We start from the raw sequence: 21,717 nt of genomic DNA on the forward strand, positions 1-21,717 counted from the left end.
AAAGCGCGTCCCGCAGCCTTGCGGGACGCCGCTTTGTTTCAGGGAAACGCTTTTCATGGGCCTCGCGCGGATGGCCGTGAGCCAGGCGAGGATGATCCGGCGATGAATCTCTCCGAATATCTCAAGCCTGCCGGAACCGTGGTGTTCGTCGTCGCGCTCGGCGTCGGCTATTACCTGTTCGAACATCGCAAGCGTCCCGAGCCAAAGGAGACGCAAAGCGAGGCGCTCGTCATCGTGACGAAGTCGACCAATGCCTGCTTCTCCGACCTCGTGCGGGTCACCGGCTTCTTCGTGCCGCGCCGCGAGGCCGTGGTCATCCCCGACCAGGAAGGCTCCAGGGTCACCGACCTCCTGGTCACCGAAGGCGCCGTCGTCGCCGACAATCAGGAGCTGGCGCGGCTGACCGCGCCGCCGCAGATCCCGGGCCAGCCGCAACGGCCGGGCCCGCAAGGTCCGGTCTCGCTGAAGGCACCCGCGCCGGGCCTCGTCACCGAAGTCCGCACCATCGTCGGCGCGCCCGCATCTCCGCAGGCCGGCCCGATGTTCCGCATCGCGGTCAACAACGAGATCGAGCTCGATGCTCAGGTCCCGGCGGTGCACATGCCCAAGCTCAGCTCCGGCGCCACCGTGCGCATCAGCCGCGACGACGCGCCCGATCTGATCGGCCGTGTCAGGCTGGTTGCGCCCGAGATCGACCGCGCCACGCAGCTCGGCCGCGTTCGCATCAGCGTCACCAACAATCCCTCGCTCAAGGTCGGCGTGTTCGCGCGCGCCTCGATCGACGCCAAGCGAAGCTGCGGCGTCTCGATTCCCAAGACCGCGATCGACCATCTCACGATTCAGGTCGTCAAGGGCAACACGATCGAGACGCGCAAGGTGCGGGTCGGACTGTCGTCCGACAGCGCCACGGAAATCCTGGAAGGCCTCGACGTCGGCGAAATCGTCGTGGCCGATGCCGGCTCTTCACTCCATGACGGCGACCAGATCAAGACCATGTTCGCCGATGAACTCGATCGCACGCGGGTACGCTGATGGCTCTCAATATCTCGGCTTGGTCGATCCGCAATCCGCTGCCGTCGGTCGTCTTCTCGATCATCCTCCTGGTTCTCGGCTGGGTCTCCTTCACCAAGCTCGCGGTGACGCGGCTGCCGTCGGCCGACATTCCCGTGATCTCGGTCGTGGTCTCGCAATTCGGTGCGGCGCCCGCCGAGCTCGAATCGCAGGTCACCAAGACGGTCGAAGACGCGGTCTCCGGCGTCGAGGGCGTGCGGCACATCACCTCGCAGATCACCGACGGCGTGTCCGTGACCACGATCCAGTTCGCGCTGGAGACCAACACCGACCGCGCCCTCAACGACGTCAAGGACGCGGTGACGCGCGTGCGCTCCAACCTGCCGCAGAACGTCACCGAGCCGCTGATCCAGCGCGTCGACGTGATCGGCCTGCCGATCGTCACCTATGCCGCGATCTCGCCCGGCAAGACGCCGGAGCAGCTCTCCTACTTCGTCGACGACGTGGTCAAGCGCGCCCTGCAAGGCGTCCGCGGCGTCGCCCAGGTCGAGCGCATCGGCGGTGTCGAGCGCGAGATCCTGGTCTCGCTCGATCCCGATCGCCTGCAGGCGATGGGCCTGACCGCCGTCAATGTCAGCCAGAGCCTGCGCGGCACCAACGTCGACGTCGCTGGCGGCCGCGCCGAGATCGGCAAGAACGACCAGGCGATCCGCACGCTCGCCGGCGCCAAAACGCTGGGCGACCTCGCCGGCACCATGATCCCGCTGTTCGGCGGCGGTGAGGTCCGGCTCGACGATCTCGGCACCGTCACCGACACCATCGCCGACCGCCGCACCTTCGCCCGCTTCAATGGCGAGCCCATCGTCGCGCTCGGCATCAAGCGCTCCAAGGGCGCCAGCGACGTGAAGGTGGCCGAGGCCGTGCAGAAGCGGGTCGACGCGCTCAAGGCCGCCTACCCCGACGTCGACCTCAAGGTGATCGACACCTCGGTCGAATACACCAACGGCAATTACCACGCGGCGATCTCGACCCTGTTCGAAGGCGCCATCCTCGCCGTCGTCATCGTGCTCTTGTTCCTGCGAGACCTGCGCGCCACCATCATCGCCGCGATCTCGCTGCCGCTGTCGATCTTCCCGGCGTTCTGGGCGATGGACCTGCTCGGCTTCTCGCTGAACCTCGTCAGCTTCCTCGCGATCACGCTGTCGACAGGCATCCTGGTCGACGACGCCATCGTCGAGATCGAGAACATCGTCCGGCACATGAACATGGGCAAATCGCCCTATCGTGCCGCGCTCGAGGCCGCCGACGAGATCGGCCTGGCGGTGATCGCGATCTCGCTGACCATCATCGCGATCTTCGCTCCCGCGAGCTTCATGTCGGGCATCGCCGGACAGTTCTTCAAGCAGTTCGGCATCACCGTCTCGGTGCAGGTGTTCTTCTCGCTGCTCGCGGCGCGCTTCGTCACGCCGGTGCTGGCCGCCTACTTCCTCAAGCACGGCAATCACGAGGAGCCGCCGCCCGGGCGCATCTTGCGGTCCTATCACCGCATCGTGGCCTGGTCGGTGAGACATTATTTCATCACGGTGCTGATCGGCTTCGGCGTGTTCGCGGCCTCGATCTGGAGCATCACGCTGCTGCCGCAGGGCTTCCTGCCGGCGCAGGACAGCGCGCGTTCGCTGCTCGCCCTCGAGCTGCCGCCAGGCACCCAGCTCGCCTACACCGAAAAGGTCACCGAGGACATCGTCGCGCGCCTGCGCAAGCGGCCCGAGGTGAAGAGCATCTTCGTCGACGGCGGGCGCGTCCCGCCCGGCACCCAGGAAGTCCGGCGCGCCTCGCTGATCATCAATTACACGCCCAAGGATGCCCGCGACATCACCCAGCGCGAGCTCGAATTCTCGATCAGCCAGGAATTGGAGAACATCCCGGACATCCGCTTCTGGTTCCTCGACGAGAACGGCCTGCGCGCCATCTCGCTGGTCGTGACCGGCGTCGACGCCAACATCGTCAACAATTTCGCGAGCGAGCTCGCGACGCAGATGAAGCGGATTCCGACCATCTCCAACGTGATCTCGGAAACCACGCTGGAACGGCCCGAGCTGCGCGTCGAACCGCGCGCGGATCTCGCCGCACGGCTCGGCGTCTCGACCGAAAGCCTGTCGCAGACCATCCGCGTCGCCACCATCGGCGACGTCGGACCCGCGCTGGCCAAGTTCGACGTCGGCGACCGCCTGGTGCCGATCCGCGTCCAGCTCGAGGATGCCGCGCGCGGCAATCTGAAGACGCTGGAGCAGCTGCGCGTGCCGCTCGGCGAGCACGGCGAAAAGGGCGGCGTGCCGCTCTCGGTCATCGCCGACGTCAAGCTCGACCAGGGTCCGACCAGCATCAACCGCTATGACCGCGAGCGGCAGGCGACCGTCGCCGCCGACCTCGTCGGCTCCGCCGCGCTCGGCGACGCCACCAAGAAGATCTACGACCTGCCGGTGATGAAGAGCCGGCCGAAGGGCGTGAAGGTCTCGCCCTCCGGCGACGCCGAAAGCCTGAACGAGCTGTCCGACGGCTTCGCCACCGCGATCACCGCGGGCCTGATGATGGTCTACGCCGTGCTGGTGCTGCTGTTCGGCACCTTCCTGCAGCCGATCACCATCCTGTTCTCGCTGCCGCTCTCGATCGGCGGCGCCATCGCGGCCCTACTCCTCACCGGCAAGCAGCTCACCACGCCGGTGTGGATCGGCATTCTGATGCTGATGGGCATCGTCACCAAGAACGCGATCATGCTGGTGGAGTTCGCCATCGAAGCCATTCACGCCGGCAAGCCGCGCGACGAGGCGATGATCGACGCCGGCATGAAGCGCGCCCGCCCGATCGTGATGACCACGATCGCGATGGCCGCCGGCATGATGCCGAGCGCGCTCGCGGTCGGCGCCGGCGGCGAGTTCCGCTCGCCGATGGCCCTCGCCGTGATCGGCGGCCTGATCTTCTCGACCATCCTGTCGCTGGTGTTCGTGCCCGCGATGTTCATGGTGATGGACGATCTCGGCGCCCTGATCTGGCGCTTCGCCAAGCGGCTGATCGTCCACAGCGAGGATGCCGAGACGGCCGGGCATCACGGCGCGGCCCCGGCAGAAGCAGGGCCGGCACCGAAGAACATCGTGCACCCCGCGGCGGAGTAGCCGCGATGTCGGAAGCGCGGGACGTGACTGCGCGAGGCTGACGTCGCGGAAAACGTTCTTCGCTGCGAAATGTTCAAGCGGACAGGGCAAGCCGGACCGCTGGAGGCCGTCAAAGCGTGGACCTCCAGTCGGGGCTCTTCTGACGAGCTACCAGGCCCCGACGCGATCGATGTACGGAGCTGGCGACTTCACTCGTTCCGCGCGATCGCCGTCAGCTTGGTCATGTTCCTGAGCAGGATACGGCCGCGCTGCAGATCGAGGATCGCTTCCTTGCGCCAGGCCTGGAGCTGACGGTTGACGCTCTCGCGGGCGGCGCCGACGAAGACACCGAGCTGTTCCTGCGAGATGTGCACCTCGGAGCCGAAATCGGCGGCGAGCGCGCACAGCCGCCGCGCCAGCCGCACCGGCAGCGGCTGCAGCATGGATTCTTCCATGCGCTCGCTCTGCCAGCGGATGCGCTGGCAGAGCAGTGCGATGATCTTGATCGCGACCTTCGGCTCGCGTTCGAGGAAGCTGAGGAAATCCTCGCGCCGCAGCACGAACAATTCGCTGGCCTCGCCCGCGGTCGCATCCGCCGTGCGATTCTGGCCGTCCAGCACCGCGACTTCGCCGAACAGGTCACCCGGTCCCATGAAGTTCAGGGTCAGCCGGCTGCCGTCGGAGGCGCCGGTCTCGATGCGGACCTGGCCGCGACGCACCCCGAACAGCGCGTCGCCGGGATCGCCCTTCTGGAACAGCACCTCGCCATTCCCCAGATGCTGGGTGTGGCAGAGATTGGACAGCCGCTGGAGCTCGTCCGTCCCGAGATCCGCGAACATTGCGTTCATCTTCAGAATGACCGCAAATTCGGCCTGCTTGCTCATTTCAATGTCCTTGTGAACGTCCTGGTCAGTCTTGTTGGGAAATCGCTTGAAACCATCGCCGTCAGGATCGCGTAAAACCGCGCCGGGGAAGTGTGTCATAAGTCACATAACTTTGCAGCACCCCCTGACTATTTTTACACGCTTGGAGCCACTTCCCGTCCGGGGATAAACTCAGGGCGTGAAGGATGGTGCGTAGGACGGCATTCTGCGGGATTCGACGCCGATTGTCCGTCGTTGGAAAGTCGACATGAGAGCTCTGAAATTCGCCGGCGCGGCTTTGGCCGTTGTCATCATCTTGATCGCAGTCGTTCTGGTGGTCGGGATCCCATCGGGCTTCCTGAGCTCGACGATCGCCTCGCGCGTCGAGAGTGCGACCGGCTATCGCCTGGCGATCGACGGCACCACCAAGATCAGCCTGTGGCCGACACTCAATGTCACCCTCAACGATCTCACGCTGTCCGACCCGAAGGACCGCAGCGGCATCACGCGGCTGACGGTCGACAGCGTGCAGGCCGACATGTCGCTGTCCAGCGTGTGGTCGGGCCGCCCGAAGATCACCGAGCTCGTCGTCACCCATCCCGTGCTCTACCAGCCGCTGCTGCGTGAACGCCTGCCGAATGCGGGAGGCTCGTCGAAGCCGCCGATCGCGCTCGATGTCGACGGCGCCTCGGTCGATCGCGTCAGGATCACCGACGGCGAAGTCGCGTTCTCGCGCCTGCGCGACCGTGTCGAAGGCCGCATCAGCGCCATCAACGCCGACGCGGTCGTTGGCCCCGACCGCAAGGTCAATCTCACCGGCACCGCGCGCATCGGCGACCACCCGACCAAGTTCGACATCAAGGCGACCACGCCGGCGCCGCCGGCCGACCGGCCGACGATCCCGGTGGATTTCGCCATCGACATGCCCGACGTGCTGAAGTCCCAGCTCACCGGTCATGCCGAGATGCGGATGAACGGCGACATCGTCATGATCAACGGTGTCAACGGCCGGCTCGGCGACGGCAGCTTCAACGGCTGGGCTTCGGTCGACATCGCCAGCAAGCCGCTGGTCAAGCTCGACCTCGACTTCCAGCGGCTGACGATTCCGCTGGCGAAAACGCCGGAGGGCGCGGCCGGGCAACCCTGGAGCAATGCGCCGATCGACGTGTCCGGGCTCAATTACGTCGATGCGCAGGTGAGAATCTCCGCGAACGAGGCCGTGATCGGCGACGCCCGCATCGCGCCGCTGGCGCTCGATGCCAAGCTCGCCGGCGGCGTGTTGAAGGCCGGCACGGCCAATCTCGGCGCCTATGGCGGCCAGGTCTCGGGGGAAGTGATCCTGGACGCGACCACGGGCGCGCCGAGCTTTGCCATGCACTCCGACCTCGTCGGCGTGCGCGCACTGCCGCTGCTGCAGGGCCTCGCCGAATTCGACCGCATCGACGGCAAGCTGCAGGCCAAGCTCGCTCTGCGCAGCGCCGGCACCAGCCAGCGCGCGCTGATGGCGAACATGCAAGGCACCGCCTTCGTCAATTTCCAGGACGGTGCCATCCGCGGCATCAATGTCGCGCAGATGATCCGCTCGCTGACGACCGGCACGCTGTCCGGCTGGCAGGACAACCAGAGCCCCAGCCAGGAGCAGAGCACCGACCTGTCGCAGCTCTCGGCCTCGTTCCGTATCGACAAGGGCCAGGCTGTGACGACCGATCTCAATCTGATCGGACCGCTGGTGCGCGTTACCGGCGCCGGCACCATCGCGCTCGACACCAAGATGATGGGTTTTCGCGTCGAACCGAAGCTCGTGATGACGACCGAAGGCCAGGGCCGCAGCAATGAGCCGGTCGGCTTCGGCATCCCCGTGATGATCCAGGGCTCCTGGTCGCAGCCGAAGATCTACCCCGATATGGCCGGCATGCTGGACAATCCGGATGCCGCCTATGCCAAGCTGCGCGAGATGGGCAAGGGCCTGTTCGGCCCTGATGGCGCCGGGCTCGGCAACATTCTGGGAAGCCTTGGTCTGGGCGGAGCCGCTGCACCCGGCGGCAATGCGGCCGGCAACGCCACTCCGCAGGCCCAGCAGCCGGGGCAGAACAATCTGCTCGGTGGTCCGCTGGGCCAGGCAATCGGCAATTTGATTCAGCAGGGACTGTCCAATGGCGCGGGAAGCAGCACCGGCGCCGCGCCGGGCAGTGGCCGCAGCCGCAGCCTGCCGGCAACGTCCTCCACACCGGCGCCGCAGGCCTCGCCCGCGGCCCCGACCCTGGACGACCCGCCGGTCGCGCAGCAGGACAGTCAGCCAATGAACGACGTGCTGCGGCAACTCTTCAACCGGTAATGGGCGGACGGGCGGGCTGAACTGCACGGCAATCCCCTTAACCCAACCTCCCCGCCCCCGGCTTCCTCCGAACGGATGAGGCGGCGGCAATTCGCGCGCCGTCCACCCGCGTCCACAGGGGGTAAACCAAGCCGGGCGGTCCTTAGGCCCGTGCGGCGGTCCTCTGGCCCAAATTGTGATAGAACGGCCCCGCGAGGGCTTGACGGCCCGTAGCGTCGGCGTCGATGGCGGCGCGAGAGGATCGGGATGGCAGGAGCGAACGACAAGACACGGTTTCTGCGCGAGGGCCTGTTCGCCAAATACGTCGTCTCCCTCGTCGGCCTCGTCGTGTTCGTCCTCGCCGTCAACGGCGCGATGGAGACCTGGATCTCCTACCGCGCCACGAGGACCCAGCTGACCGACGGCCTCGAGGACAAGGCGCAAGGAACGGCCCGAAGAATCGAACAGTCGATCTCCGAGCTCGACCGCCAGATCAGCTGGGTGACGCGGGCGAGCCAGGATACGCTCGAAAAGCGCCGCGCCGACTACGCCTCGCTGCTGCACCAGGTCGCGGTCGTCAACCAGCTGTTCCAGCTCAACGGCGAGGGCCGCGAGGTGCTGCGCGTCTCGCGCCAGTCGACCACGACCGGCAGCAATGCCGACCTCTCCCGCGACGCACGTTTCACCGAGACCGTCGCCCGCGGCGTGAGCTATGCGCCGGCCTGGTTCGCCGACCGGACGCCGTTGATGTCGATCTCGGTGGCGCATTCCGGCTTCAATGCCGGCGTCACCGTCGCCGAGATCGACCTCAGCTTCCTCTCCGACTTCCTGTCCGATGCCCAGGTCGGCAAGGCCGCCTTCGCCTATGTGGTCGACCCGCGCGGCCGCGTGCTGGCGACGTCGTCGAAGGGACCCGATGTCGGCAAGGATCTGTCGAAGCTGCCGCAGGTCGCGGCCGCGATCGCGCCCGGCCGGGAGCCCGACACATCGGGCACCGACTTCAACGGCCAATCGGTGATGAGCGCCGCGAGCACCGTGCCGAAGCTCGGCTGGAGCGTGCTGTTCGAGCAGCCGACCACGCAGGCCCTGATGCCGATCCGCGACCAGCTGGTGCGCATCGCGCTGCTGATCGGCATGGGCCTCTTGGTCGCGATCCTCGCCGGCACGCTGCTCGCGCGCCGCATGATCATCCCGATCACGGCGCTGCGCGACGGCGCGCAGCTGCTCGGCGAGGGCGATTTCAGCCATCGCATCGACGTCCACACGTCGGACGAGCTGGAAGACCTCGCCGGCCAGTTCAACCGCATGGCCGGCCAGATCCAGGAGACCTATTCGAACCTGGAGACCAAGGTCGAGGAGCGCACGCGCGACCTCGCGCAGTCGATCAACGAATTGAAGGTGCTGGAAGAGGTCGGCCGCGCGCTCGCGTCCTCGCTCGATCTCAATGCCGTGCTGCCGACGATCGCCGCGCGCGCGATCGAGATCACCCATGCCGATGCCGTGCTGATCTACGGCTTCGACGCCGAGCGGCGCCGCTTCAACCTGGTCGAGGCCGGCGGCATCGACCGATCCGCCGACGGCGCCCATGTCACCATCGCGGAAGGCGACAACATCCTGAGCGATGCCGCCCGCAGCGGCGAGCCGATCGCACTTGCCGATCTCGACCAGGCCGCCGAGCAGCCGCTGCGCGAGGCCGCGCTCGCGGCCGGCTTCCATTCGGTGCTGGTGGTGCCGCTGATCGACCAGCAGGGCACGCTCGGCGCGCTGGTGGTGCTGCGCCGCGCCGATGGCGAGTTCGCACCCGGCATCATCGGCCTGATGCGCACCTTCGCCAACCAGGCCGTGCTGGCGATGCGCAATGCGCGCCTGTTCACCGAGGTCGACGCCAAGGGCCGCGAGCTGGAGGCGGCGAACGAGACCGTGCGCGCCCAGGCCGACAAGCTGCGGATGCAGACCGAGCAGCTCAAGGACTGGAACAAGTCGCTGGAGGAGCGCGTCAAGACCCAGCTCGGCGAGATCGAGCGCATCCGCAAGCTCGAACGTTTCCTGGCGCCGCAGGTGGCGCAGCTGATCGCCTCGTCCGACAGCCCGGAAGGGCTGCTCACCAGCCAGCGCCGCGAGGTCACCGTGGTGTTCTGCGACCTGCGCGGCTTCACCGCGTTCACGGAAGCGACCGAGCCGGAAGAGGCGATGAACGTGCTGCGCGAATATCACGCCGCGCTCGGCGAGCTGATCTTCAAATACGAGGGCACGCTCGACAAATATGCCGGCGACGGCGTGATGATCCTGTTCAACGCGCCGATCCAGTTCGAGGACCACACCCGCCGCGCCGTGAAGATGGCGGTGGAGATGCGCGAGACCATCGGCCCGCTGACCGAGCGCTGGCGCAACCGCGGCCACAGCCTGGGATTCGGCATCGGCATTGCGCTCGGCTATGCCACGCTCGGCCAGGTCGGCTTCGAGCAGCGGCTGGAATATGCCGCGATCGGCAGCGTCACCAACCTCGCCTCGCGCCTGTGCGGCGAGGCCAAGCCCAACCAGATCGTGGTGAGCCGCCGCGTCTACGGCATGGTCGAGCCCTGGGTCGAGGCCCGCGCCCTCGACGATCTCCAGCTCAAGGGTTTTAACCACCCCGTGCTGGCGATGGAGATCCTGAGCTGGCGCGAGGAGGTCGAGAACGTGGTGGACGCCTCCGCCGTGCGGCGGCGGGGATGATGTCCTCGCCTGCGTGCGCGCCGTAGCCCGGATGGAGCGGAGCGAAATCCAGGGGCGTGCCACAAGCGAAGGCGGTCCCGGATTGCGCTCCGCTCCATCCGGGCTACCGGCCCTTGTATCCCTCACAAGCAGCCTGTCGCGATCCCGCGGCATCTTCCGCCCGGGTTTTGCTTTGGGTCACGGCACCCTTCGAAGTGGAAGGGCGCAGGGAAGACCGGGCACCGGATGGCACCCGCAAGACCCCTGTGCATGAGTGCGTGATAGTCGCTCACAGGGGAGAAACAGGTGCAGCCGAATGCCCGGCCTTCCCTGCGCAGTGGTTGAAACGGCTTATGTCGCGCTCTCGCCGGTGAGTCGATTCTCTGTTGCCACCGTCGCCTTGCGGCTTTCATTGGATGCGATGTCCGGTCGGACACGCGCACCGCCGCAAGACTTGACGCCAGAAGTTCGGGCGTCACGACCACACGATTTTGCCGTACGCAAGCCAGCGCCGTCGTACACGCGCCCGCCGATCGCTCACGGGGGACTACCCCGCCCTGCGACCGCATCTGGCACCAACGCCGCCCGCGTCCACCGCCCCTCACCCCACGAACCCTGACGATCGCGATCCGTCCCTTACCATGGGATGAGTTGGGAGAGAGCATAGGGTGTGTCGCGGTTCGGGTAAAGAGAAATTTTGATTATTCGAAGACGAAGCCGAGAGTCCCAAACGTCGAAACACCCCATGCACCGTAGACAGACCAGCCGGTCGATGGGTTACGAGAGGTCTAAGCAGAGGCGACCGGGTTCCTTTGACTCGCCATGGATGATCTCGCTGTGTCCATTTGCCCCGAACCACATCTCTCCTCCCCGCGACTAACCCTCGCCTCAACGGCGAGGCAATTTCTATGGGAGACGGCCCGTGGCGCTTGCCTTGCCTTCGCGTGCTTATGATCTGCAGATGCTGGACCGTCCCGCTGACCGCGCGCGCGACCAGGGCTGGGTGTTTGGGCTGCCGCCGGGCATCGCCAGCGAGCAATGGCCGCTCGATCCTGTCACCGGCTTTCCGCTGATGCACGGCTTCACGCTTCTGCTGCCGGAGGATTATCGCGTGCATGGCGCGGACATCGTCGCGGTGTCGTTCTTTGCCACCGCGCCCGATCACAATGACGGCGGCGCGCCCGATGATCCTGAAATCCGCGAGGCCGTGAAGGCGCTGCCGGCGCATCCGCGGCTGGCGCGCATGACCGACATTCTCGACTACGAATATGCCGCGCTGCTGCTGACGCGGGCCGAGTACGAAGGACCGTTCGCGGCGCCGCCCGCGGCGCTGGCGCTGGCGACGGCGGAGCGGCCGCGCTGGCTCGATGTCGGCGGCGCCAGCGCCTTCTTCGAGGCTGCTCCGACTTTCGCCAAAAAGATGTTCGCCGCTCCGCCGCGCACCGATCTCGGCGAAACGCGCGCGATCGCGATGACGCCGCGCCCTGACGATCCCAACGCCGGCAAGGGGCCGCAGGACGAGCACACGCGCAGCAAACCGCCGACCGGCTATCAGCCCTATTACTATTATGTCGGCGGCAAGCCGGGCCGCGACAATTTCCTCCTGCACGACTGGGCCAGGGATCACGCCCACAACCATCTCGGCGGCACCATGCGGCCGTGCCAGGCGGTGCCGGAGATGAGCCCGTTCTACATCGAGTTCGAGGAATACTTCGGCGGCTACAATTTCGGCGGCGGCAATGCGCAGCTCGACTTCAGGGACATGAAGTTCGACTGGGCGTGCGGGTGATCACGCCCCGCGCTTCGGCCCGATCGCTTCGAAGCCGGCCTTCTGCTCGTCGCTCAGATCCGCCTCGAAATCATCGAGCGCGTCGGTGACGCCGTTCACGGCGGCAAGCATCGTCTCCAGCCGAGCCTTTGCGGCAGTGAGGCGCGCTTGTGGTGTCGCGGCCGGCGGTGTCGGGCAGGCGCTGAGCGTCTGCATGGTGCGCAGGGCGGTGTCCTGAAGCACCTCGAAGCGGGCGCGGGCGACCTCGTCGAGGCGGAGCGTGGTGGCGATCTCGCCCGCCGGCCATTGCTGCTGCACGAGCTGCTCATATTGGCGCTGCAGCTTCTGGTCGTAGCGTGGATCGCTGTCGGGATCGCAGGCGTTCGACGCCTGCGCGTCCTTGCCAGTATCCTTGCCCGCATCTTTGCGCTGCATCGCCGCAAGCACGGCGCGGCGGTCCTTGCCGAGCGCCTCGAGCCTTGCCTTCTGGTCGTCGTCGAGCAGATCGGTGAATTTCGCCAGCGGCGGCGCGACCGCGTCGATCGCCTTGATCATGGCCTCGAGCCGCTCGCGCATCAGGCCGAGGCGCTCCGCCGCGGTGACGGGCGCCTGCGCCGGACAGGCCACGCGAATGGTGTCGCGCGCACTGCTCCAGGCGGATGCGAGCTCGTCCAGCGCGGTCCGTTGTAATTCGTTCGGGGAGACGGCCGCAGCGATGCGTTCGACCGGCAGGCCGCCGGTGTCGCTGGCATCGCAAAGGGTCTCGGCAGCCGGAATTCGCCGCGCGCGCCGGCCGGCCGGCGCGGCGTAGGCCGCGAGCTCGGTCACCGCGTAAGGCGCGAAGATCGCCGCATAGATATCGCCATAGCCGTAGAGCGAGAGGCTGGTCGCATCGCCGAGGATCACGGCGGAGGTGAGATCGTCATGTGCGAACGGCCAGAACACCGGGCCGACCCAGCCATAGCTGCCGTCGGGATGACGCCACCAGCCCTGCGGGCGGCGGCCGCCGCGCCAGCCGACAAGCGCGGCTTGCGCCGTGAGCGCCGCACGCAACACGTACGGGTTGGCAGGCTGGGGGCGCTCGGTCCCACGCGGGTCCTGCGATCGCAATGCAGCCGCGCGATAGCGGCTGCCGCGTACCGCCATGCGGGAGTGGCGCAGGCGCGACAGGCCGATGACGTGGCCGACGGCGAAACGTGCCACGCCGAGCGGGCCGCCGCGCAACCCGAACTGAGCCTCGGCCTTCACGGGCAGCAGCACCGTCGCGATCAGGATGGTCGCGCCGGTCAGCGCCAGTCCGATGCGTCCCGACATGACCGCTGACCTGACCAATTCGGCCTCCTCCCGGCTGCCACGCGCGCACTGCGTCGCATCGAGATGACGCGCGGGGGAACCAATTGTTCCCAGGCGAGACAGGGCAAAGCGTCGCGGTCGCTGGCGGCGCCTGTCCCGGGACTGCGCATATCGTGTCTTTGGCGGCGAGCGGAGCGCGCGCCTCGTCCTTCGAGACGGCGCTTCGCGCCTCCTCAGGATGAGGCTAAGCAGCGTCTGTGCTCATTGAAGCTCTAGCCACGCGCTCCGTCCTCATCCTGAGGGCCCGCCGAAGGCGGGCGTCTCGAAGGATGGCTGCAGGGAAGCTGTCGAAAGGACGATGGCCCGCAATGAGGCGCGAGGAAAACTCCTCACTCCGTCTTCTGCGGCATCACAAAGGTCTGGCCGGGATAGATCAGATTGGGATTGTGGATCTTGTCGCGGTTGGCGTTGAAGATCACCGCATAGCGGGCACCATCGCCATAGGCGAGGCGGCTGAGTGCCCACAGGCTGTCGCCGCGGGAGATCACCCGGCTGCCGCCAGCTTCCGCCGGTGCGGTGTGGAGCACGTCGGCCGGCGAGGCCGATGCGACCGTCGTGGCGGCAGGGGTCCGCGCCATGACCCTGGGCTTCGGCGTGCCGACGAATTTCGGCCGGGCAGCGAGCCTCTCGGGCGCCGACGCCAGACGCGGCGACGGCAGGGCGGCCACGACATCGGATTTGTCATCGACCTTCTCTGCCTGCTTCGGCTGTTGCCCGGTCTCCTGCTTGGTCTCTTGCTTGGCGACCGGTGCGGGACGCGCGGGCGGCGGCGCCGCTTCGGCGATGGTCACCGGCATGGTCCGGCTGGACTGCGTGACCGTGCCGTCCGGCGCCTTGGCCCGCAGCGTTAATTCATAAGACCCGGCGGGAAGCTGCGGCGGGGTCATCACGAACTGGCCCGAGGCGTCGGCAACCACGGTATCCAGCGGCTTACCGTCGCGCAGCAGTTCGACCCTGGAGCCCGGCGCGGCCTGGCCCGCAATCACCGCCGCCTCGCCGTGATCGTCGACGCGGGCAACATCGAAACGCGGGCCGCTGTCGGCGGCCGCCGCCGGCTTGGCCGGCGCGAGATCGGGCAGCGCCGCGGCCTGCTTCTGGATGTCGGCCAGCGCGCCCGGCTTGGACTCAGGTTTGGCCTCAGGTTTGGGCTCGGGCGCCGCGACCGCCGCTGGCGCAGATGCAGGCGCTGGCGGCGTGACGGCGGCCAGCTTTGACGGGTCCGGTTTGGGCTCTTCCGGTTTCGGCTCGGGCTTGGGCTCGACCTTGGCCTCGACCTTGGGTTCGGCCTTGATCTCGGGCTTGGCCTCAGGCCTGGCGGCGACGGCGGTCTTGGTCCCATCAGGCAGCAGGCGGCGCAGCTCGGTCGGGCCGATCACCAGCACCGTGCCGACCAGTGCGAGCAGGCAAAGAGCAATGAAGGCCTTGGATGCGGTCATCATCGGAAAAGAACCTTGGGTGGCAAATCAACCGAGGCCGGCAAGGTGCGCTGATTTGGCTGCGGCAGCAAGACGGCCGATGGGATGATAGCGCCGTTCCGGCGCCATCGGGGATGAACCGGCACCACCCCACCGGCGTCAAATCACTCGAGGCCGCACCGCGGCATTTTCTTGAGGAATTTTCCCGTGACCTCATTTCGCCGTCCCGCCGCAAGTCTGCCCCTCGAGCGTCTAGCCCTTGGGCTGCTTGTCCTGACGCTCGCCGCTTCCCCCGCGCTTTCCGCCTCCGGCCCGCCGCCGGGCTTCGTCCTCTCCGAGCGGTCCGAATTCGCCTTCACCTCGCCCGACGGCACCACCAAGCTCGAGCAGTACATGAAGGACAGTGAAGACCTGTTCGACGTGAAATGGCAGGTCTGGGCGCGGCGCGGCGACCAGATGACGGAGCTGAAGCCGGAGCAGGGCTATGGCGCCGGCTTCCGCTTCACCAGCGACTCGCAATGGCTGGTGCGGATGCAGAAGACCGGATCGGGCTCGCAGGATCTCTTTCTCTATCATGTCGAGAACGGCGCCTTCGTGAACGCGACGCAGAAGTCGCTCAGCGACCTCGCCTGGGCCTATTTCCATAGCCGGCCCGACACGAAGAATATGAAGCTCGACTACCACATCACGGCCAATCTGCTGAAGGGCACCGAGGACGCCTATCGCTGGCTCGGCGTCGACTGGCCCAACAACCGCTACCTCGTGATCTCGCTGTCGGGCGAAATGGACAAGCATCCGAAGAACGTCGCCGTGAAGGGACTCGCCGACTGGAAATGCCGCTACGACCTCAAGACCGGCACATTCGACGTCCCCAAGATGTTCGCCAAGGGCAATGCGGAGGCGCTGAACTGGGAGATCAAGCGGTGAGGACGGCTTCGCAGCTGGCCTCGTCGGGTGGGCAAAGCGTCGCGTGCCCGCCGCCTCTATCCATCTCAAGCAGATCGTGGGCACGGCGCTGTCGCGCCTTTGCCCATCCCACGGGACCTTCCGGCGCAGCGGAACCAACCCTCTGATTTCACTCCGATTCATCGTTCACTAACCCTCGATGGTAACGGGGTCTTTCAGGTTTTGCTGCATCTTGCATCCCACGGGAGGGCTGCATGGGCACATCGATCCGATGGACCGCGCGCATGCGCGCGCTGCTCCGTCGCTGGCGGGGAGCGCCACTGACATGGCTGATCGTCGGCGGCTTCGTGCTGATGGCCGCAACCGCCGTCGGCACCGCGCTCACCGTCGACCGCTTCCGGCAGAACGCGATCGAGAGCGGCCGCGACAGCCTCGAAAGCTCCGTGCGCCTGCTGGCCCGGCATTTCGACCGCGAGTTCGAGGACTTTGCGGTGCTCCAGAAGAGCATCATCACCGAACTCGAGAGTCGCGGCATCGAATCCCCCGACGTCTTCCGCAGCGAGATGGGCACGCTGGCCATGCACGAGGTGCTGCGCGCGAAAGCTCGCGGCTGGTCTGACGTTGCCGGCGCCAATCTGTTCGATTCCAGGGGCATGCTGATCAACTCGTCGCGGCGCTGGCCGGTCGCCGACATCTCGGTCGCCGACCGGTCCTATTTCAACCGCCTCAAGAACGATCCGGCCGCGCAGGAGGAGGTGGAGGTCGTGTCCGGCCGGTTCGGCAACGGACCGGCGATCGTGTTCGCGCGGCGCGTCTCCGGCCCGCACGGCGAATTCCTCGGGCTGGTCTCCCGCGCGATCGCGCCCGAACAGCTCGAATCCTTCTTCGCCTCGACCGGGCTCGGCGAGGGCTCGTCGATCGCGATGCATCATCAGAACGGCCAGTTGCTCGCCCGCATCCCGCATGTCGATGCGATGATCGGCCAGAACTTCCGCAACGGCACGCCGGAGCAGATGGCGGTGTTCGAGCGCACCTTCGTCTCCATGCAGCTCGCAAGCCCGATCGACGGCAAGGACCGCATCGTGGCCTCGCGCCTGCTCGCCGGCGAACCGCTGGTCGTGGTCGCGACCAAGTCGCTGGACGCAACGCTGGCGACCTGGCGCACGCAAACGAAGTTCTTCGTCACCATCGCCGTTCTCTCGATCGGCCTTCTGGTGCTGACGCTGTTCCTGATCTTCCGCCAGGTGACGAACCGGCTCTCGCTCGAAAAGCAGCGGCTCGACACCGCGATGAACACGATGACGCAAGGCCTGCTGATGTTCGATCAGGACGAGCGGCTGATCGTCTGCAACCGGCGCTACATCGAGATGTACGGCCTGTCCGCCGACGTGGTGAAGCCCGGCGTCCATTTCCGCGACGTGATCCAGCATCGTCATGACACCGGCTCCTTCCACGGCGACGTCGAATCCTATTGCGACGACATCCTCGGCAATGTCGGGCGCTTCCAGAACACCATCGTGGAGACCGCCGACGGCCGCCTGATCGAGATCAAGAACCAGCCCGGCGCCGCCGGCGGCTGGCTCGCGACCCATGACGACGTCACCGCGCGCATCCGCGCCGACGAGCGCATCGCGCATATGGCGCATTACGACGCGCTGACCGACCTGCCCAACCGCGTGACGATGCGCGGGCATCTGGAGCGGCGCGTCGCCGAGCTCGGCGAGGGCAAGCCGTTCGCCATCCTCTATATCGACGTCGACGAATTCAAGGGCGTCAACGATTCGCTCGGACACGAGGTCGGCGACGAGCTGCTGCGCCAGGTGGCGAACCGCCTGCGCGCCTGCGTTTCCGGCAACGACCTCGTCGCGCGGCTCGGAGGCGACGAGTTTGCCATCGTCAAGGCCGGCTGCCGCGATCCGGCCGAGCTGGCCGTGCTGGCGGAGAACATCCTCAAGGCGTTGCGCACGCCGGTGGATTGCGGGGGACAGGACGTCCCGACCGATGCCAGCATCGGCATCGCGATCGCGCCCGACCACGGCGACAATCCCGACGACCTGCTCAAGCGCGCCGATCTTGCGATGTACGCGGCGAAGTCGGAAGGGCGCCGCACCTATCGCATCTTCACGCCCGAATACGACGCCAACGCGCGGCTGCGCCGCCAGCTCGAGCTCGATCTGCGCCAGGCGCTGGTGCGCGGCGAGTTCGAGGTGCACTACCAGCCGCTGGTCGATCTCGCAGCCAACGTTGTGACCGGCTGCGAGGCGCTGCTGCGCTGGCGCCATCCGGAGCGCGGCATGATCTCGCCGGCGGATTTCATTCCCGTGGCGGAAGACACCGGACTGATCGGCGAGATCGGCGAATGGGTGCTGAAACAGGCCTGCCGCGAGGCGGCCTCCTGGCCCGGCCAGATTCACATCGCCGTCAACGTCTCGCCGGTGCAGTTCCGTTCGCGGACGCTGGCGCTCAAGGTCGCAGCGGCGCTCGCGGAGTCGGGCCTTGCGCCGGGACGGCTCGAGCTCGAGATCACCGAGACCGTCCTGATCCGCGACGACGAGGAGGCGCTGACGATCCTGCAGCAGCTGCGCGAGCTCGGCGTGCGCATCGCGCTCGACGATTTCGGCACCGGCTATTCGTCGCTGAGCTATCTGCACCGCTTCCCGTTCGACAAGATCAAGATCGACCGCAGCTTCATCAGCGACATCGGTCAATCCGAGGATTCCTCCCCGATCGTGCAGGCCGTGGTGCACATGGCCGCCGCGCGCCACATGGCGACGACCGCCGAGGGCGTCGAGACCGAGGCCCAGCGCGAGGTGCTGCGGCAGCTCGGATGCAGCCAGATGCAGGGCTGGCTGTTCAGCCCGGCCGTGCCTGCGGAGAAGCTGAAGCAATTGCTGGCGGCGCAGGCGGCGGCCTGAGGCCCCTCTCATCGGCGAGATGTCCGCGCCTCAGGGCAGCGGACGTCGTGCCGTTCCCTCATTCGATCGAAGGAGGTTGTGTGCGCAGCGTCACGGATGGGCGCGTCAGGTCCGGCTATCACTCATCCCACGGCGACAATCTGCGGCAAAACAAACAAACAGGTGGACCATGACGAAGACAGCGATGATCACGAAGATGGCGGCGGCGATCGTGTTGATGAGCGTGGCGGCAGGCGTCACGAGCAACGCAGCGCAGGCCGGCTGGGGCCCGGACGGACAGTACGGCAATGCGACCCAGGCCCGCCCCCAGATCGGTCCCCATTTCGGCGGATATGGCGGGAACGGCGGCCAGCGTCCCGTCGTCGTGGTTCCCGGTCCGCGGCCCGTGCAGCCGCAGGTCGTCGTGTATCCCCGCCCCGTGCCGCCCCCGGTCTATGTGCCGCCCCAGGTCGTGGTCAGGCCGGTGCCGGTTGTCGTGAACCGGCCGGTGTATGTCCCGACGCCGGTGGTGAAGGAGACGGTGGTCGTTCAGCGCCCCGCGACAGTTGTTGCCAGCACGCCGGCGCCCGCTCCCGCCCCGGTCGTCAACAACAATTGCAATTGCCTCGTGAAGGAATATCCGCAGGCCGGCGTCGTGGTGTTCAGGGATATCTGCACCAAGGAGAGCGCCACTTACACCAACCTGCCGCAGCAGACCTCGCAGGCCGTGCTGCCGCCGACCCAGTAACCCCCGAACGCTCGGGATCGACGACGACGAACGCGGCAGGAAGCGTTGCCGCGTTCGACCTTCTCCACCAGACCGCTCTCGCTTGCAGACCTCCACAGTTTCCCGACGCTGGGCACTGATCACGGCGACATGCAGTTCATACGCATCGTGCGGACCGGAGGAAAACGCTGGCGGGCAAGCTCGCCATCGATGCGTGCTCTTCAGCTCGTCGCCTTGATCATGCGGAAGGCCTCGTCGAGCAGATGCGGCGTGTGCTTTCCGGGCGACAGCCGGCAGGCGCGGTCGAAATAATCCTGAAGCGCCGGCCGGAACGAGGGATGCGCCGCATTGTTGACGATGCTTGCGGCCCGCTGCTTGGGCGACAGCCCGCGCAGATCGGCAAGGCCCTGCTCGGTCACGATGATCTGCACGTCATGCTCGGTGTGATCGACATGCGTCACCATCGGCACGATGGCCGAGATCGATCCGCCCTTCGCGGTCGACGGCGTCATGAAGATCGAGAGATAGGCGTTGCGGGAGAAATCGCCGGAGCCGCCGATGCCGTTCATGATGGCGCTGCCGCGAATATGGGTCGAGTTGACGTTGCCGTAGATGTCGGCCTCGATCATGCCGTTCATGGCGATGACGCCGAGCCGCCGGATGACCTCCGGATGATTGGAGATCTCCTGCGTGCGCAGCACGATCTTGTGCTTCAGCCGGTCGATCTCGCTGTTGAATTGCCGGGTGGCGTCCGCGCTGAGCGAGAGCGCGGTGGCGGACGCGAGCATCATGCGATCCGAGCGCAGCAGGTTCAGCATGCCGTCCTGCAGCACCTCGGTATAGGCGGTCAGCCGGCCGAAGGGACCGTCCTCGAGGCCCGCCATCACGGCATTGGCGACGTTGCTGACCCCGGACTGGATCGGCAGCAGTTCCGGCGGCAGCCGGCCGCGGCGAACCTCATGGCTGAAAAACTCGAGAACATGGCCCGCGATCGCCTTCGACGTCGCGTCGGGTTGGGTGAAGGTCGTGTCGCGATCGGGAGCATTGGTCTCGACCACGGCGATCACCTTGCTCGGATCGCAGCGGAACGCGGTGTCGCCGATCCTGTCGCCGGGGGAGACGATGGGGATGGGCTTGCGGTGCGGCGGCAGCCTCGTGCCGTAGTAGATGTCGTGCATGCCGTGCAGAGCCGTGCTCACGCCGGAATTGACCTCGAGGATGATGCGGTCGGCCTGGTCCAGCCAGGTCTTGTTGTTGCCGACGGAGGCCGAGGGCACCAGACTGCCGTCCGGCAGGATGGCGGTGACCTCGATCAGCGCGACATCGAGATGGCCGAGAAAGCCGAACCAGGCGAACTGCGCGACATGGCTGAGATGAATGTCGATGTAGTCCATCGCACCGGCATTGATGCGCTCGCGCGTGACGGGATCGGACTGGTAGGGCAGGCGCAACTCGATGCCGTTGACCTTGGCGAGCGCGCCGTCCAGCTCGGGCGCGGTCGAGGCGCCGGTCCACACGCCGATCCGAAGCTGGTCGCCGCGTGCATGCGCCTGCTCGATCCGGCGCGCCAGCGCCATCGGAACGGCCTTCGGGTGCCCCGACCCGGTGAAGCCGCTCATGCCGACATTCGCGCCGTGCGGCACCAGCGTCGCGGCCTCGTCGGCCGACATGATTTTCGAACGGAACGCCGGCGACGAGATTCGCGAATGATCGATAGACACTTCAACCTCACAGATTTCGCGAATTCTCCATGAAATGAGCTGTCCCTACATGATCTAGGTCAAACACGCGGCGCGGCGCATTGGAAGCCGGCGGCGATGCAGCGATCCGGCGCGGGAGGACGAGGCCCGGCAACGGAGGCGAATCCAGACCGGACCTCGGACCACGAACTTCACGGTGAGGCGAAGCCGCGATCGGGCAGCCAACGCCTCAACGGAGACGATGGTTCACATCGGCCGTCTGGCAGCCTGCACTTCGACAAATTCGGAGTCGGGGTGGCTGACGATGGTGGCGACCCAGATGCCGCTGATGATCAGCGACCAGGCGGTGTCCCAATAGATCCAAAACACGAGCCAGCCTCCGTTTTCATCTCGCGCCCGCAGGATCGGGATAACAGCGCAGCGATGTGGCCGTTCCCGACGCGAGGCGCGGCACGACCGCGCGGCGAAGCGCTATTTTGATTTGGTCGGCGGCGAGGCCTGATCGGTTTGACCGGTGTGGCGCTTTGCCACGACGTCCTCATCGCGCTCGCCCTGGCGCGGGCGCGGCGGCGACTTCGGCTGGCCGGCCTGGCCGCCATGCTTGCCACCCATGTCGGGCTTGCCTTCGAGATCATTTTCGCGGGGCATGCCGGTTCAATGCACTCGCGCGGCTTTGGTTCGCATTGCGCAGGCCGATTTCGGCTGTGAACGAGTTCATAGGATTGCCGCGGTTTGCGGTGCACGATCGAGCGCCCGGGACCTTCATGACGCGGACGAATTCGGCCAGATGCGAAAACGGCTCATCACCTGGACCATCCTGACGTCCGCGCTGGTCGCGGTCGGCGTCTGGACCGTGCTCGGACCGCCGGCGCATCCGTCCGGCCCGCATCTGCCCTCGCGCACGGCGGCGATGCGGTAGCCTT

Annotated in this window: 15 protein-coding genes; 9 read left to right on the plus strand and 6 right to left on the minus strand. The window is 66.7% G+C overall.

Features of this window, described 5'->3' with window-relative positions:
• The first annotated feature begins 102 nt into the window (after nucleotides 1–102).
• Both CO669_RS32775 and CO669_RS32780 read left to right on the plus strand, forming a co-directional pair.
• Nucleotides 103–1,032 carry an RND family efflux transporter gene (locus CO669_RS32775; protein ID WP_097666463.1) on the plus strand — a complete coding sequence of 310 codons (930 nt, stop codon included), beginning with the start codon at nucleotides 103–105 and terminating at the stop codon, nucleotides 1,030–1,032.
• On the plus strand, nucleotides 1,032–4,181 hold the full coding sequence (locus CO669_RS32780; protein ID WP_097666465.1) for an efflux RND transporter permease subunit: 3,150 nt from the start codon (nucleotides 1,032–1,034) through the stop codon (nucleotides 4,179–4,181). The genes CO669_RS32775 and CO669_RS32780 overlap by 1 nt, the downstream gene beginning before the upstream one ends.
• A 188-nt stretch (nucleotides 4,182–4,369) precedes the next feature.
• Here the strand turns inward: CO669_RS32780 and CO669_RS32785 are convergent, their stop codons facing one another.
• Nucleotides 4,370–5,044 (minus strand): Crp/Fnr family transcriptional regulator, encoded by a 675-nt coding sequence (locus tag CO669_RS32785; protein WP_097666467.1) that lies wholly within the window; start codon nucleotides 5,042–5,044, stop codon nucleotides 4,370–4,372.
• Between the two features lie 247 nt (nucleotides 5,045–5,291).
• Here CO669_RS32785 and CO669_RS32790 point away from each other — a divergent pair, with 247 nt between their 5' ends.
• The 3 genes from CO669_RS32790 to CO669_RS32800 all read left to right on the plus strand — a co-directional run bounded on the left by CO669_RS32790 (nucleotide 5,292) and on the right by CO669_RS32800 (nucleotide 11,820).
• A complete protein-coding gene (locus CO669_RS32790) occupies nucleotides 5,292–7,358 on the plus strand; it encodes an AsmA family protein (protein ID WP_097666469.1) in 2,067 nt (688 codons plus the stop codon).
• A gap of 246 nt (nucleotides 7,359–7,604) precedes the next feature.
• Nucleotides 7,605–10,052, plus strand: coding sequence for an adenylate/guanylate cyclase domain-containing protein (locus tag CO669_RS32795; protein WP_097666471.1), 2,448 nt, complete (start codon nucleotides 7,605–7,607; stop codon nucleotides 10,050–10,052).
• A gap of 940 nt (nucleotides 10,053–10,992) precedes the next feature.
• Nucleotides 10,993–11,820, plus strand: coding sequence for a hypothetical protein (locus tag CO669_RS32800; RefSeq protein ID WP_245444619.1), 828 nt, complete (start codon nucleotides 10,993–10,995; stop codon nucleotides 11,818–11,820).
• Here CO669_RS32800 and CO669_RS32805 read toward each other — a convergent pair whose 3' ends face one another.
• Nucleotides 11,821–13,113 (minus strand): Spy/CpxP family protein refolding chaperone, encoded by a 1,293-nt coding sequence (locus tag CO669_RS32805; protein ID WP_097666480.1) that lies wholly within the window; start codon nucleotides 13,111–13,113, stop codon nucleotides 11,821–11,823.
• Nucleotides 13,114–13,481: 368 nt separating this feature from the next.
• Nucleotides 13,482–14,591: a LysM peptidoglycan-binding domain-containing protein gene (locus CO669_RS32810; protein WP_097666482.1), complete on the minus strand. Its 1,110-nt coding sequence runs from the start codon at nucleotides 14,589–14,591 to the stop codon at nucleotides 13,482–13,484.
• 183 nt (nucleotides 14,592–14,774) lie between these two features.
• Here CO669_RS32810 and CO669_RS36255 point away from each other — a divergent pair, with 183 nt between their 5' ends.
• The 3 genes from CO669_RS36255 (at nucleotide 14,775) to CO669_RS32825 (ending at nucleotide 19,115) form a co-directional block, all read left to right on the plus strand.
• Nucleotides 14,775–15,494: a hypothetical protein gene (locus CO669_RS36255; RefSeq protein ID WP_502694548.1), complete on the plus strand. Its 720-nt coding sequence runs from the start codon at nucleotides 14,775–14,777 to the stop codon at nucleotides 15,492–15,494.
• Nucleotides 15,495–15,727: 233 nt separating this feature from the next.
• On the plus strand, nucleotides 15,728–18,388 hold the full coding sequence (locus tag CO669_RS32820; RefSeq protein WP_097666484.1) for a bifunctional diguanylate cyclase/phosphodiesterase: 2,661 nt from the start codon (nucleotides 15,728–15,730) through the stop codon (nucleotides 18,386–18,388).
• A 169-nt stretch (nucleotides 18,389–18,557) separates the two neighbouring features.
• Nucleotides 18,558–19,115, plus strand: a complete 558-nt coding sequence (locus CO669_RS32825; RefSeq protein ID WP_097666486.1) for a hypothetical protein — start codon at nucleotides 18,558–18,560, stop codon at nucleotides 19,113–19,115.
• Nucleotides 19,116–19,315: 200 nt separating this feature from the next.
• On the opposite strand, the gene scpC is transcribed toward CO669_RS32825, so the two are convergent.
• The 3 genes from scpC to CO669_RS35785 all read right to left on the minus strand — a co-directional run bounded on the left by scpC (nucleotide 19,316) and on the right by CO669_RS35785 (nucleotide 21,442).
• The gene (gene scpC / locus CO669_RS32830) at nucleotides 19,316–20,809 is read right to left on the minus strand and encodes a succinyl-CoA:acetate CoA-transferase ScpC (RefSeq protein ID WP_097666534.1); all 1,494 of its coding nucleotides are present in this window, start codon (nucleotides 20,807–20,809) and stop codon (nucleotides 19,316–19,318) included.
• Between the two features lie 231 nt (nucleotides 20,810–21,040).
• Entirely contained in the window at nucleotides 21,041–21,163 is a 123-nt protein-coding gene (locus CO669_RS36580; protein WP_283806835.1) for a hypothetical protein, read from the minus strand.
• Nucleotides 21,164–21,265: 102 nt separating this feature from the next.
• Nucleotides 21,266–21,442, minus strand: a complete 177-nt coding sequence (locus tag CO669_RS35785; RefSeq protein ID WP_158228808.1) for a hypothetical protein — start codon at nucleotides 21,440–21,442, stop codon at nucleotides 21,266–21,268.
• A gap of 139 nt (nucleotides 21,443–21,581) precedes the next feature.
• Between CO669_RS35785 and CO669_RS36585 the strand changes: the two genes are divergently transcribed.
• Entirely contained in the window at nucleotides 21,582–21,713 is a 132-nt protein-coding gene (locus CO669_RS36585) for a hypothetical protein (protein ID WP_283806837.1), read from the plus strand.
• Nucleotides 21,714–21,717 lie beyond the last annotated feature (4 nt).

The sequence above is a fragment of the Bradyrhizobium sp. Y36 genome, assembly GCF_002531575.1.
GTDB lineage: Bacteria > Pseudomonadota > Alphaproteobacteria > Rhizobiales > Xanthobacteraceae > Bradyrhizobium.

Excerpts from the sequence above, each read along its gene's own strand:
- CO669_RS32790 (WP_097666469.1), top strand. The coding sequence starts at position 5,292 with ATGAGAGCTCTGAAATTCGCCGGCGCGGCTTTGGCCGTTGTCATCATC.
- CO669_RS35785 (WP_158228808.1), bottom strand. The coding sequence starts at position 21,442 with ATGCCCCGCGAAAATGATCTCGAAGGCAAGCCCGACATGGGTGGCAAG.
- CO669_RS36585 (WP_283806837.1), top strand. The coding sequence starts at position 21,582 with ATGCGAAAACGGCTCATCACCTGGACCATCCTGACGTCCGCGCTGGTC.
- CO669_RS32825 (WP_097666486.1), top strand. The coding sequence starts at position 18,558 with ATGACGAAGACAGCGATGATCACGAAGATGGCGGCGGCGATCGTGTTG.
- CO669_RS32810 (WP_097666482.1), bottom strand. The coding sequence starts at position 14,591 with ATGATGACCGCATCCAAGGCCTTCATTGCTCTTTGCCTGCTCGCACTG.
- CO669_RS32775 (WP_097666463.1), top strand. The coding sequence starts at position 103 with ATGAATCTCTCCGAATATCTCAAGCCTGCCGGAACCGTGGTGTTCGTC.
- CO669_RS32780 (WP_097666465.1), top strand. The coding sequence starts at position 1,032 with ATGGCTCTCAATATCTCGGCTTGGTCGATCCGCAATCCGCTGCCGTCG.
- CO669_RS32820 (WP_097666484.1), top strand. The coding sequence starts at position 15,728 with ATGGGCACATCGATCCGATGGACCGCGCGCATGCGCGCGCTGCTCCGT.
- CO669_RS32800 (WP_245444619.1), top strand. The coding sequence starts at position 10,993 with ATGCTGGACCGTCCCGCTGACCGCGCGCGCGACCAGGGCTGGGTGTTT.
- CO669_RS32795 (WP_097666471.1), top strand. The coding sequence starts at position 7,605 with ATGGCAGGAGCGAACGACAAGACACGGTTTCTGCGCGAGGGCCTGTTC.
- CO669_RS32785 (WP_097666467.1), bottom strand. The coding sequence starts at position 5,044 with ATGAGCAAGCAGGCCGAATTTGCGGTCATTCTGAAGATGAACGCAATG.
- CO669_RS32805 (WP_097666480.1), bottom strand. The coding sequence starts at position 13,113 with ATGTCGGGACGCATCGGACTGGCGCTGACCGGCGCGACCATCCTGATC.